This window comes from Sphingobium limneticum, from assembly GCF_008710155.1.
In the GTDB taxonomy this organism is placed as follows: domain Bacteria; phylum Pseudomonadota; class Alphaproteobacteria; order Sphingomonadales; family Sphingomonadaceae; genus Sphingobium; species Sphingobium limneticum.
The window spans coordinates 63,391-76,071 of the sequence record NZ_VYPZ01000007.1; the positions used below are offsets into that span (position 1 = coordinate 63,391).

Consider the following 12,681-nt stretch of genomic DNA (forward strand, 5'->3'; position numbering starts at 1 on the left):
AGGCTGGCCCCCGGCCTTCGCCGGGGAACAGGCCTTAATCTGCCCACAAATCCTTGAGCTTGGAGAAGAAGCCGCTGACCTGCGGGCATTCTTCGCCGGTTTCCGTCTCGCGGAAGGCTTCCAGCAATTCCTTCTGCTTGGCCGTCAGCTTGGTCGGCGTTTCCACCTCGACCTGAATGACCAGATCGCCATGGCCGCGCCCGTTCAGCACCGGCATGCCGCCGCCGCGCTGGCGCAACTGCTTGCCCGACTGGATGCCGGTCGGAATCTTGATCTCATGCCGGATGCCATCGAGGCCCGGCACTTCGATCGACCCGCCCAGCGCCGCGGTCGTGAAGCTGACCGGCGCACGGCAGAAGAGCGTCGTGCCATCGCGTTCGAACAGCGAATGGCGCTTCACATGCAGGAAGATGTAGAGGTCGCCCGCAGGGGCACCGCGCGCACCAGCCTCGCCCTCACCCGACAGGCGGATGCGGGTACCTTCGTCCACGCCGGCCGGGATGTTGACCGACAGACTCTTGGGCTTGTCCACGCGCCCTTCGCCACGACAGGATTTACACGGGCTTTCGATCACCTGACCTGCGCCATGGCAGGACGGACAGGTGCGTTCGACCACGAAAAAGCCCTGTTGCGCGCGCACCTGACCATGGCCTTTGCAAGTGCCGCAAGTCTTGACCCCGGTGCCTGGCTGCGCGCCTGAACCTTCGCAACTGTCGCAGGCGGCCGACACGTCGATCGCAATCTCGGTCTTCTTGCCATGATAGGCTTCGTCGAGCGTGATCTCCATGTCGTAGCGCAGGTCCGCGCCGCGACGATTGGCCTGACGCCCACCACCGCCCTGCCCGCCAAAGCCGGACTGGCCGAAAATCGTCTCGAAAATATCGCCAAGGTCGGAAAAGCCGCCCGCGCCACCGCCACGGAAACCGCCGCCGCCACCGCCGCCCGACTGGGCATTGGTATAGGCCGCATGACCATAGCGGTCATAGGCCGCGCGCTTTTGCGGGTCTTTCAGGCATTCATAGGCTTCGGAAACGGCCTTGAACTTGGCTTCGCTGTCCACGCATCCACCGGTTTTATCCGGATGATACTTCATCGCCATCTTGCGATAGGCGCTCTTGATCACCGCACCATCAGCGGTGCGCTCGACTTCGAGCAGCTCGTAATAATCAACTTCGGTCGTCATAGAGGCCCCCGCCCGCTTCGCCCGTCATGCCGATACATATCGACATGACGGGCGATGGGCATAGATTATGCCTTGTTGTTATCGTCGACTTCCGAGAATTCGGCGTCGACGACATCGTCGTCAGCCTTGGGCGCGTCTGCACCCGGAGCCGCCGCATTGGCCTGCTCCTTCTCGTAGATCGCCTGACCCAGCTTCATGGCGACCGTGGCGAGTTCCTGCGCCTTGGTCTTCATCGCTTCAGCATCGCCGCCTTCGATCGCGGTCTTGGTTTCCGCGATCGCTGCTTCGATCTCGCCCTTCAGCGATGCGTCGACCTTGTCGCCATGTTCGACCAGCTGCGCTTCGGTCGTGTGAACGAGGCTTTCGGCGTTATTCTTGGCTTCGGCCGATTCGCGGCGCTTCTTGTCGTCTTCGGCAAAGCGTTCGGCATCCTTGACCATCTGGTCGATGTCGGAGTCGCTGAGGCCACCCGACGCCTGGATGCGGATCTGCTGTTCCTTGCCGGTGCCCTTGTCCTTGGCCGACACGTTGACCAGGCCGTTGGCGTCGATGTCGAACGTGACTTCGATCTGCGGCACGCCGCGCGGTGCGGGCGGAATGCCGAGCAGGTCGAACTGGCCGAGGATCTTGTTGTCCGCCGCCATTTCACGCTCGCCCTGGAACACGCGGATGGTCACCGCCTGCTGATTGTCGTCGGCGGTCGAATAGACCTGCGACTTCTTGGCGGGGATGGTGGTGTTGCGGTCGATCATGCGGGTGAACACGCCACCCAGCGTCTCGATGCCCAGCGACAGCGGGGTCACGTCCAGCAGCAGCACGTCCTTGACGTCGCCCTGCAACACGCCTGCCTGAATGGCGGCGCCCATGGCGACGACTTCGTCCGGGTTCACGCCGGTGTGCGGTTCCTTGCCGAAGAATTCCTTCACGGCTTCGCGCACCTTGGGCATGCGGGTCATGCCACCGACGAGGACGACTTCGCTGATCTCGCTGGCCGACACGCCTGCGTCCGCCATCGCCTTCTTGACCGGGTCCATCGTGCGCTTGATGAGGTCGGCGACCAGACGCTCCAGATCGGCGCGCGTGATCGTCTTCACCAGATGCTTGGGACCATTTTGGTCGGCGGTGATGAAGGGCAGGTTGACTTCGGTCGTCTGGGCCGAGGACAGCTCGATCTTCGCCTTTTCAGCCGCTTCCTTCAGACGCTGGAGGGCCAGCTTGTCCTTGGTCAGGTCGATGCTCTCGGCCTTCTTGAAGTCTTCGGCCAGATACTGAACCAGCTTGGCGTCGAAATCTTCGCCGCCCAGGAAGGTGTCGCCGTTGGTCGACTTCACTTCGAACACGCCGTCGCCGATTTCGAGGATCGAAATGTCGAAGGTGCCGCCGCCAAGGTCATAGACCGCGATCGTCTTGCCGTCCTGCTTGTCGAGGCCATAGGCCAGGGCAGCCGCGGTCGGCTCGTTGATGATGCGCAGCACTTCCAGACCAGCGATCTGGCCGGCGTCCTTGGTCGCCTGACGCTGAGCGTCGTTGAAGTAGGCGGGCACGGTGATGACCGCCTGCGTCACGGTTTCCCCGAGGTACGACTCCGCCGTTTCCTTCATCTTCTGAAGGGTGAAGGCGCTGATCTGCGACGGGCTATATTCCTCGCCGCCAGCCTTGACCCACGCGTCGCCGTTCGGACCCTTCGCGATGTCGTAAGGAACGAGTTCCATGTCCTTCTTGGTCAACGGATCGTCGAAGCGGCGGCCGATAAGGCGCTTCACCGCGAAAATCGTGTTGTCCGGATTGGTGACCGCCTGACGCTTGGCCGGCTGACCGATCAGACGCTCGCCATCCTTGGCGAAGGCGACGATCGAGGGCGTGGTCCGTGCCCCTTCCGCATTTTCGATGACCTTGGGCTTGCCGCCATCCATGACAGCGATACAGCTGTTGGTGGTACCCAGATCGATCCCGATTACTTTTGCCATCTCTTCCTCTTGTAACCCCAAATATATTCAGCGGTTGACGGCCCAATACCTCACATAAGCGCCAAGGCAAGGCCGGTCTGCAAAGCGGGATATAGGCGCGGTTACGCTTGGCACAAGACGCTGGGGCGTTTACCTGATGGATCGACCGGAAACGAGACAAGTTATGGAGTGTCGGATGCGCGCGCGCTTTGCCCTTTTTGCCCTGCTGGCTCCCCTTGGCTTAAGCGCCTGCGGCGACCCCGCGCCATCCTATATCGATCAGGCATGGGTGCGGCTGTCGCCCAACAAGGACACGCCATCGTCCGGCTATTTCGTCGTCCACGGCGGGGATGCCGGCGTGCAACTGCGCGGTGTGCTGACCGACTATGCGCTCAAGGTCGAGATGCATGAGACGATCAGTAAGGACGGCATGACCACGATGGAGCGGGTCGAAAGCGTCGATGTGCCGCCCAAGGGGCAGGTCGACTTTGCGCCCGGCGGCAAGCATCTGATGATCTGGGGCATCAATGACACGGCGATCAGCCGGGGCAAGATGCAGTTCACCTTCCTGATGGGCAATGGCGACCGGTTGCTGGTGGACGCGGTGATCCGCAAGCCGGAAGCGGCAGGCACGCCCAAGCCCGCCGATAACGCGGCACATTGACCAGCCGCGCGCTGACGAGGGAAGAAGCGGCGCTGGCTCGAACCTTGTTCGGGGCGGCGATCGACTATGGCCGGGTGCGCGTACATGATCGCAAATGGTGGCCGTTCCAGCCGAAGGACGTGACCATGGCGCCGGACGGCGACCTGTGGTTTCATCCGGATGGCGGCCTGTTCTGCGCCGATTTCTGCGACAGCCCGCTGCACATACAGGGGCATTTCATCCATGAGATGACCCATGTGTGGCAGGCGCAGCGATCGGGGCGCTGGTGGCTCCCGCTGATGCGCCATCCATTCTGCCGCTATGGCTATGATGTGGCGCCGGGCAAGCCGTTCGAACGATACGGGATCGAGCAGCAGGCGGAAATCGTGCGGCATGCGTATCTGCTGCGGCGGGGCGTCGCGGTGCCGGGCAAGCCGGGGCTGGATGTGTTTGAGGCGCTGTTGCCGTTCAGAGGTGAGCGGGGGTAATTTGGGTGGTTAGGGGACGGCCCAACATAATATCGTCATTCCCGCGGAGGCGGGAATCCATCTCCTGTCCTCGCGGCTGAATCAACTCTGGTAAGATGGATCCCCGCCTACGCGGGGATGACGAAGAGGGGGTGGATTGCAAACTGTCCGGTTTTGGAGAAATAACCGGCGGTAGCTGACGCTGCCCGGTAAAAAATCATTCGGCGGCAATCACCCCACTTGCGGACATTCTCCAATGTGCGATTAAAAGCACATGAGCCGCAGCAAGCACCAAACTCTGAAAGGCGTGATCGACGGCCAGTCCAAAGGGCAGATCACGGCGATGTTCGCTGAACGTGACCACGAAGCTATGGAGTGGGTGAAAAAAGGCGCGATCAAGCGCGAAACCCTACGAGATAGGCGTGATGGGCGGATGGCCCCTGCAGATGCTGACGGGCACGTCGCTACGCCAGACGACAGCGACCGCTGACGTCCGCTTTCCATCAAATTTCGTTATTCAACCTTCCACGTGCCATCTGAACGAATGGCCTGTTTCAAGAACCAGGTTGATCTGGCGGAGCGACGAAAAATGGTCGTTTCCAGACCCGAATGTCCGTTCGCCCTGAGCCTGTCGAAGGGCCGTACTTTTTCTGCCGAAATACACCCAGAGGAAAGAGCGGGGCTTCGACAAGCTCAGCCCGAACAGATGTGGAGTGTCCGAACAGGATCGAAGACAGCCACTCCGTCCTTACCATACCCCTGCCAGCATCGCCTCCAGCAACTGCGCGAAATCCCATCCATCGGCGCGCGCCGCTATGGCGGACAGGCAATCCTGATCGTCGCGACCGGGGCGGCCGGGGCCAGTCATGTTCGGCTTCATGTTGAGATCGAACAGCTTGTAGGCGCCGCTGGCGTCCGCGCGGCAATCGATGCGGATGACGGCGCGTGCGCCGACCAGCGCCGCTGCCTTGACACATGCGTCCAGCATCGCCTGCACGGCGGGTGACGCCAGTTCCTCGGCGTCGATCGCGACGCTGTTCGCCGTCACGGCGACGTCGCCATTATAAGGCGCTACGCCGTCCTTCTGGTCGAAGCGGCGTACCGGCCGCAATGCCCGATATACGCCATCGACCGGCGGCATCACCGTCACCGTGACCTCTTCGCCGGCCAGATATTCCTCGACGATCAGCGTATCGCCGAATTTCGCGTCCGCGATCAGGGCGGTCCCCGCCGACACCAGCCCTGCCAGATCGACGACCCGCGTGACGCCCCGACTGCCGCGCCCGCGCACCGGCTTGACGATCAATGGAAAGGTCAGCCCCGTGTCCGCGATCGCCGCCTCTATATCCGCCAGCGCCCGGACGCCCGGCCGCGCGCTCTGTGCCATCAGGAAGGATCGTGCGACCGGCAGGCCCGCTTCCTCCAGCATGCGGTTGGTGGCGAATTTGTCGTCATAGCGCTGCATCAGTTCGGGCAATTGCCCCACGATCCGCACCTGCCCCAGCACGGCTTCGATCGGATGACCTTCGAACAATACGCTGTTGGCCCACAGGATCGTCGCCCCCTTCCCCATCGCATCAGCGATTCCTTCGGCCGTGTCTGGGAAGACCCAATCGAGCGGCCGCGCGGGATCGGGATCGGCCACCGGCGTCAAAAGCTCATGCCCCCGCCCGCGCAGCACGAAGCCGATATCCGCGCCGCCATCCGAATAGCCGCCGGGCTTGGCATCCTTGCGCAGGCCGTCGATCACCGGCGGCGGCAACGCCTGATAGAGGATGGCAATCACGTCCTGCTGCGTCATGTCGTCTCAATCCCGATCAACGAAAAGGGGGCCAGCCCTGCGGCTCGCCCCCTCCTCAAACTTCTGCCTTGCAACGCAATGCCTTAATAGACGCGCGCCTTGGGCTTCACATATTCGGCTTCGTCGGTCATCGTATAGTCGTGGACCGGACGATAATCGAGCGTCACCTTGCCGCCCGAACCGCCCCAGCCTTCGAACCAGCTGACCGTGTGCTTCATCCAGTTTTCGTCGTCGCGGTCCGGGAAATCCTCATGCGCATGGGCGCCGCGCGATTCCTTACGCGCGTCGGCGCTTTCGATCGTGCAGATCGCCTGGCTGACTAGGTTGTCCAGTTCCAGCGTTTCGATGAGGTCGGTGTTCCAGATCAGCGAACGGTCGGTGACCTTGACGTCCTGCAACCGCTTGTTGACCGCATGCATCTGCGTGACGCCTTCCGACAACAGCGCGCTGTCGCGGAACACGGCGGCATGCTTCTGCATGGTACGCTGCATGTCCATGCGGATGTCTGCCGTGGGCGTCGAACCCTTGGCATTGCGATAATGGTCCAGGCGACCCAGCGCCAAATCGGCGGCATCGGCCGGCAGCGCCTTGTGCGGCGCGTTGGGCTTCAGATTATCCTTGAGGAACAGGCCGGTGGCACGACCGAACACCACAAGGTCGATCAGCGAGTTGGAACCGAGGCGGTTGGCACCATGGACCGACACGCAGGCCGCTTCGCCGACCGCGAACAGGCCCTTGACGATAACTTCCGGATCGTCGCCGACCTTGGTCACGACCTGGCCGTGATAGTTACAGGGGATGCCGCCCATATTGTAATGGACGGTCGGCGTCACGGGGAGCGGCTGGCGGGTCAGGTCGACGCCGGCAAAGATCTTGCCGCTTTCGGTGATGCCCGGCAGGCGTTCGGCCAGCACCTTGGGATCGATATGGTCGAGGTGCAGGAAGATATGATCCTTATGCTCGCCAACGCCGCGCCCTTCGCGCATTTCCATCGCCATCGATCGCGACACGACGTCGCGCGACGCCAGATCCTTGGCCGACGGGGCATAGCGTTCCATGAAACGCTCGCCTTCGGAATTGGTGAGGTAGCCGCCCTCGCCACGCGCGCCTTCGGTGATCAGCACGCCCGCGCCGTAGATGCCGGTCGGGTGGAACTGAACGAACTCCAGATCCTGAAGCGGAAGCCCTGCGCGCAGCACCATGCCACCGCCGTCGCCGGTGCAGCTATGCGCCGATGTGGCGGAGAAGTATGCGCGGCCATAGCCGCCCGTTGCCAGCACGACCGCATGGCTGCGGAAGCGATGGATGCTGCCATCTTCCATGCAGATGGCGATCACGCCACGGCATTCGCCATTTTCCATGATCAGGTCGATGGCGAAATATTCGATGTAGAAGTCCGCGTCGTACTTCAGCGATTGCTGATAGAGCGCGTGCAGCATGGCGTGGCCGGTACGGTCGGCCGCGGCGCAGGTGCGCTGCACCGGCGGGCCGGCGCCCATATTCTGCATGTGGCCGCCGAAGGGACGCTGGTAGATGGTCCCATTCTCGTTACGGCTGAACGGTACGCCGGCATGTTCCAGCTCGATCACGGCCGCCGGCGCTTCACGCACCATATATTCGATCGCGTCCTGATCGCCCAGCCAGTCCGACCCCTTGACGGTGTCGTACATGTGCCAGGTCCAGTGGTCGGGGCTATTGTTGCCCAGCGACGCAGCGATGCCGCCCTGTGCCGCCACGGTGTGGCTGCGGGTCGGGAACAGCTTGGTGATGCAGGCGGTCTTGAGGCCCGCTTCGGCGCTGCCCATGGTCGCGCGCAGGCCGGAGCCGCCAGCGCCCACGACGACGGTGTCGTAGGTATGGTCGATGATCTTATAGGCTTCGGTCATGGCTTGACGACCCCAATGAAGGCGATCTTGGCGATCGCGAAGACGCCTGCGGCCGCGCCGCCAAAGGCATAGAAATTCAGCACGAGCATGGAGAAGAAGGCCAGTCCCTTGTCATGGACATAATCCTCCAGCATCACCTGCATGCCGACGCGCAGGTGCATGAAGATGCTGACCACCATTAGCATCAGCGGCACTGCGACCAGCGGATTGTGGATCCAGCTGACGACGCTTTCATAATCCAGGCCGGGCAGGCTCAGAAGGCTGAAGACCAGCCACAGGACCAGCAGCAGATTGCCGACGGCGGTATAGCGCTGCGCCAGCCAGTGATGCGCGCCATGCTTGGCGGAGCCGAGGCCGCGAACGCGACCGATGCCAGTACCGGTACCCATCAGAGCGCCTTTCCGAAGATGTAGAGCCAGACGAAGCCGGTCGTGAGCAGCGACAGGATGAAGGTCGCGATCGACCACATCTTGTTGTTCTTCAGCTCATAACCCGCGCCCATATCGAGCACGAAGTGGCGGAGGCCCGAGAAGAGATGCTGGAAGAAGAACCAGGAAAGGCCGATCATCACCAGATAGCCGATCGGCGAGGTCGCGCACTTCACGAAGGTCGCATAGGCCTCCGGACCGGTCGCGGCGGCCATCAGCCACCAGATGAGGCCGAGCGCGCCAGCGGTCGCCAGACCGTTGCCCGTCACGCGGTGCATGATGGAGACGGCCATGGCCGGCCCCCATTTCCAGATCGTCAAATGCGGCGAGAGCGGCCGGCTGTTGGAACGCGCCATGTCTACCCTAGTCCTTAGATACTTGTCCCTGAGTCCGCTCCCCTTAGGAGCGAAGCGCCACGAGGGCAAGAAGAGGAAGGCTACAGAAAGTTGCTGACGCTTTTCCAATCGCATCGGTCAGGCATAAGAAGTGATTAACCAACCCGCGCTAATGATCGAACGCGAACCGATCATGTCTTCAGCAAGGGCCGTCCCCGCATGCCGTCCAGTCTTTCCCCTGCCGCCATAACATCGGACTATATGGCGGATGTCGATCCCACCGGCGCGATCGCCAGCGCCGCGCGCGAAGTGGGCGAATTGATCGAGAAGGATCTGGGTAGCGTCGGCGCGACGTTCTTCGCCACCTATATGCGTGAAACCGGGCTTCAGGACCGGCTGAGTCGCACCATCATCGCCCGCATCGAGCAGGAGGCGGACGTATATGTGCGCGAAAAGCTGCTGCATTTCGCCGAAGGGCGCTGGGCGCAATCGGCCGCCGACTGCGTGCGCCATGCCCGCAAACATGATGTGTCGGTGCGGTCGGTGATGACCGCCGTGGCGGCCGCCAACGAGCGCGTGACCGATCTGATCTGGGAACGCTGCCATGATGACGGCGCCCGCTGCCGCAAGCTGCTGAGCATGATGTTGCAGATCGCGATGATCGATTCGGGCTTCATGAGCAACGTCCTGTCATCCGACCAGGCCGAAACGCAGCGCGCCGAACGGCAGCGGTACGGCACCTTGTTCGAACAGAGAATCGTGGGCGAGATCGACGGCGCATCGAAGCTGGGCGAATCGCTGCGCGAACAGGCCAAGGATGCGTCGGCCGCCACCCGCGGCATGCTGGGCAAGGCGTCCGAAGTCGCCGCCGCCGCCGAGCAGTCCGCGCTCGCCATGCGCGAAGCCGCCCGCACGTCCGCCGGCCTGATCCGCGCGATCGAGGATGCCCGTACCGAGGTCGAAAGCTCCGCCGAGGTGGCGCGACGCGCCTCGACCCAGTCGGGCGACGCCGTTGCGATGTCGACCACCCTGTCCGAACATGCCAAGTCGATCGAATCGATCCTGGGCCTGATCCGCGACATTGCCGGACAGACCAATTTGCTGGCGCTCAATGCCACGATCGAAGCGGCGCGTGCCGGCGATGCCGGTCGCGGCTTCGCCGTCGTCGCGCAGGAAGTGAAGAGCTTGGCCAACCAGACCGCCCGCGCCACCGACGAAATCGCCAGCAAGATCGCCGATATTCAGGCATCGACCCGCCAGTCGGTCGAAACCAACGAACGCATTCGCGACACGGTAGGCGAAGTACAGGCCAGCGCCGAGCGGATCCGTCATGCCATGGATGCGCAGGCGCAGACCGTCACCATGATCACCGCCGCCGTGGATGAAACCGCACTGGCGGCCGATTCGATGTCCACCACCATTTCGGCCATCCGCCAGGATACCGAGGTCGTGGCGTCGGAAATCGACCAGCTGGAACGCGGCTTCGTCAGCGTCGAGGGCAAGCTGGCCAGCCTGCGCCATGCCTCGTCCGACTTCGGGCGGCAGGTAGCGTAAAGCTTCCCCTGCCCCCGCCGCTGGGCTAAAGGCGGCGGGATGAACGAAGTCGCAAACGCAGCCCAAAGCTGGAAAGTCACCCTGCCCTGTACCCGCGCCGAAGCGGAGGCGCTGGACGGCGACATTGCGGCCTTCGCCATCATGGACCGGCCACCAGTGCTGATGACCAGCGAAGCCGCCCCCGATGACGACAATAAATGGCAGCTGGACGCCTATTTCGAGGGCAAGCCCAGCCCGGCCGCGATCAAGCTGCTCAAGACGTTCGTGCCAAGCGCTGCGCGGGTCAAACCGATCGTCGAAGCGCTGCCCGACGAAGATTGGGTGACGCTGAGCCAACAGGGGCTGGAGCCGGTGACGGCCGGCCGCTTCCATGTCCGCAACATCGCCACCGACCCCGAACTGCCCGGCCACGTCAATCTGCTGATCGAGGCGGGCCGCGCGTTCGGCACCGGCCAGCATGAAACCACCGCCGGCTGCCTTGCCATGCTCGACCGGATGCGCCGGGTGGGCATGCGTTTTCGCCATGTCGCCGATATCGGCACTGGCACCGGGCTGCTCGCCTTCGCCGCGCTGCACCTGTGGCCGCGCGCCCATGCGATCGCATCGGATATCGACGCCGTCGCGGTGGAGATCAGCGCCGACAATGCGCGGACCAACGGCGTGAAGCTGGGCGATGGAGCGGGGCGGCTGGCGCTGGTGACGGCGGCCGGCGGCAATCATCCCGCTTTGATCGGCCGGGCGCCTTACGACCTGCTGATCGCCAACATATTGGCCGGGCCGTTGATCGAACTGGCGCCTGCGCTCTGCGCCTTGGTGGAGGAAGGCGGCAGCATCGTGCTCGCAGGCCTGCTCAATGAACAGGCCGATGCGGTGATCGCCGCCTATCGCGCACAGGGCATGCGCCTGGCCGAACGCAGCGACCGGGGCGACTGGCCTACATTGCACCTGCGCAAGCGGCCCATCATCGGCTGGAAACGCCCCAAGCGTATCGACAGCGCCGCACGCGGCGAAGCCCCCGGTTTCGGCAGCATCTGAAGGAATAGCGCATGAGCATCACCCGCACCGTCATCGTCCAGGACATGGCCGGCGAACCGTTCGAGCATGTCGTGGTGGCCGCCAGCGCCGCTGGCGCGCGTCCCGGCATCCTGCTCTTCCCCAACGTGCTGGGGACGAAGGAAGCGGACTTCGCTTACGCGGAAAAGGTCGCGGCGCTGGGCTATACGGTGCTGGTCACGGACGTCTTTGGCCAAGGTAAGCGCACGACACGCGCCGACGCCGATCCGGCGCTCTACATGAACGCATTGAACGCCGACCGCGCGCTGTTGCGCGACCGGGTGAACGGCGCCCATACCCTGCTCAAGGGGCTGGAGACGGTGGACGCGACACGGACGGCGGCGATCGGCTTCTGTTTCGGCGGCAAATGCGTGCTGGATCTGGCGCGCTCCGGCGCAGCTATCGCCGGCGGCGTCAGCTTCCACGGCGTCTATGAAGCCCCGCCCTTCCCCAATGCCGCGATCACGACCAAGCTGCTCATCTGCCATGGCTGGGACGATCCGATCGCGCCGCCGGAAGCCACGGTCGGGCTGGCGAAGGAACTGACCGAGGCCGGCTGCGACTGGCAGATCCATGCCTATGGCCATACCGGCCACGCCTTCACTGACGAGGCAGTGAACATGCCGGAAAAGGGGCTGGCCTACAGCCCGGACGCCGACCGCCGCAGCTTCCGCGCGATGAAAGATTTTCTGGGCGACCTGTTCGGGTAAAGCGAACGCCGACAGATGGGTCAGCGCGTGGGAATACGCCGCGCGCTGGCTAGATGATGGGCATGGGTGATCGCCACGGCGAGCGCATCCGATGCGTCCGGCCCCGCAATCTTCGCGCCGGGCAGCAACCGCTGCACCATGGCATGCACCTGATCCTTCGACGCATTGCCGACGCCGACGACCGATTTCTTGACGAGCCGGGCGGCATATTCGCCGACCTCCATGCCCGATCGCGATGCATTGAGCAGGATCACCCCGCGCGCCTGCCCCAGCTTCAGCGTCGATTGCGGGTTCACGTTGACGAACACCTCCTCGACCGCCGCGCCATCGGGCTTATGCTCAAGGATGAGGTCGGTCAGCGCCAGGTCGAGCGCCAGAAGCCGCGTCGCCAGCGACATGGCGCTGTCGGTCTTGATCTGGCCATTGCCGATATGGGTCAACCGATTGCCATCCGCGGCAATCAGGCCCCAGCCGGTCGTGCCAAGTCCAGGGTCAAGGCCAAGAAGGATCATGCTCTTCTCCTCTCCCCCTGGGGGAGAGGATAGCAAGGCTTGGCAGCCTGCTGCCTAGCCGCGCTTGGAGAGGGGTGCAGCAGGCGCGGCAGGCAAGGCCCCCTCTCCCAGCTTCGCCTAGGCGGCATAGCCGCCAAGGCTGCGCAACCCTCTCCCCTATGGG

The 12,681-nt window shown here is 63.5% G+C and carries 13 protein-coding genes; 6 read left to right on the forward strand and 7 right to left on the reverse strand.

Translation table 11 applies throughout. The features are described from left to right. Positions 1 to 34: 34 nt before the first annotated feature. Together dnaJ and dnaK are read right to left on the reverse strand one after the other, a co-directional pair. Entirely contained in the window at positions 35 to 1,183 is a 1,149-nt protein-coding gene (gene dnaJ / locus F4U94_RS10620; protein ID WP_120250756.1) for a molecular chaperone DnaJ, read from the reverse strand. 65 nt (positions 1,184 to 1,248) lie between these two features. After that, positions 1,249 to 3,150 carry a molecular chaperone DnaK gene (gene dnaK, locus F4U94_RS10625; RefSeq protein ID WP_120250757.1) on the reverse strand — a complete coding sequence of 634 codons (1,902 nt, stop codon included), beginning with the start codon at positions 3,148 to 3,150 and terminating at the stop codon, positions 1,249 to 1,251. Between the two features lie 175 nt (positions 3,151 to 3,325). Here dnaK and F4U94_RS10630 point away from each other — a divergent pair, with 175 nt between their 5' ends. The 3 genes from F4U94_RS10630 (at position 3,326) to F4U94_RS10640 (ending at position 4,729) form a co-directional block, all read left to right on the forward strand. Beyond that, entirely contained in the window at positions 3,326 to 3,793 is a 468-nt protein-coding gene (locus F4U94_RS10630) for a copper chaperone PCu(A)C (RefSeq protein ID WP_120250758.1), read from the forward strand. Then, a complete protein-coding gene (locus tag F4U94_RS10635) occupies positions 3,790 to 4,260 on the forward strand; it encodes a vgr related protein (protein WP_120250759.1) in 471 nt (156 codons plus the stop codon). Before F4U94_RS10630 ends, F4U94_RS10635 begins: the two co-directional genes overlap by 4 nt. A 253-nt stretch (positions 4,261 to 4,513) precedes the next feature. After that, a complete protein-coding gene (locus F4U94_RS10640; protein WP_120250760.1) occupies positions 4,514 to 4,729 on the forward strand; it encodes a hypothetical protein in 216 nt (71 codons plus the stop codon). 258 nt (positions 4,730 to 4,987) lie between these two features. On the opposite strand, the gene F4U94_RS10645 is transcribed toward F4U94_RS10640, so the two are convergent. From F4U94_RS10645 to sdhC, 4 genes are all read right to left on the reverse strand, one after another. Next, the gene (locus F4U94_RS10645; RefSeq protein ID WP_120250761.1) at positions 4,988 to 6,040 is read right to left on the reverse strand and encodes a D-alanine--D-alanine ligase family protein; all 1,053 of its coding nucleotides are present in this window, start codon (positions 6,038 to 6,040) and stop codon (positions 4,988 to 4,990) included. An 83-nt stretch (positions 6,041 to 6,123) separates the two neighbouring features. After that, positions 6,124 to 7,926, reverse strand: coding sequence for a succinate dehydrogenase flavoprotein subunit (sdhA, locus tag F4U94_RS10650; RefSeq protein ID WP_120250762.1), 1,803 nt, complete (start codon positions 7,924 to 7,926; stop codon positions 6,124 to 6,126). After that, entirely contained in the window at positions 7,923 to 8,315 is a 393-nt protein-coding gene (gene sdhD, locus F4U94_RS10655) for a succinate dehydrogenase, hydrophobic membrane anchor protein (RefSeq protein WP_120250763.1), read from the reverse strand. Before sdhD ends, sdhA begins: the two co-directional genes overlap by 4 nt. Next, positions 8,315 to 8,710 carry a succinate dehydrogenase, cytochrome b556 subunit gene (sdhC, locus tag F4U94_RS10660; RefSeq protein ID WP_120250764.1) on the reverse strand — a complete coding sequence of 132 codons (396 nt, stop codon included), beginning with the start codon at positions 8,708 to 8,710 and terminating at the stop codon, positions 8,315 to 8,317. The genes sdhD and sdhC overlap by 1 nt, the downstream gene beginning before the upstream one ends. A gap of 198 nt (positions 8,711 to 8,908) precedes the next feature. Between sdhC and F4U94_RS10665 the strand changes: the two genes are divergently transcribed. From F4U94_RS10665 to F4U94_RS10675, 3 genes are read left to right on the forward strand one after another with little or no spacing between them, the layout of a single operon-like run. After that, positions 8,909 to 10,243, forward strand: coding sequence for a methyl-accepting chemotaxis protein (locus tag F4U94_RS10665; protein WP_120250765.1), 1,335 nt, complete (start codon positions 8,909 to 8,911; stop codon positions 10,241 to 10,243). 39 nt (positions 10,244 to 10,282) lie between these two features. Beyond that, entirely contained in the window at positions 10,283 to 11,278 is a 996-nt protein-coding gene (locus F4U94_RS10670) for a 50S ribosomal protein L11 methyltransferase (RefSeq protein ID WP_120250766.1), read from the forward strand. Positions 11,279 to 11,289: 11 nt separating this feature from the next. Continuing rightward, positions 11,290 to 12,006: a dienelactone hydrolase family protein gene (locus F4U94_RS10675; protein WP_120250767.1), complete on the forward strand. Its 717-nt coding sequence runs from the start codon at positions 11,290 to 11,292 to the stop codon at positions 12,004 to 12,006. Positions 12,007 to 12,026: 20 nt separating this feature from the next. Here the strand turns inward: F4U94_RS10675 and ruvC are convergent, their stop codons facing one another. Then, positions 12,027 to 12,518: a crossover junction endodeoxyribonuclease RuvC gene (gene ruvC, locus F4U94_RS10680; protein WP_120250768.1), complete on the reverse strand. Its 492-nt coding sequence runs from the start codon at positions 12,516 to 12,518 to the stop codon at positions 12,027 to 12,029. Positions 12,519 to 12,681: the final 163 nt, after the last annotated feature.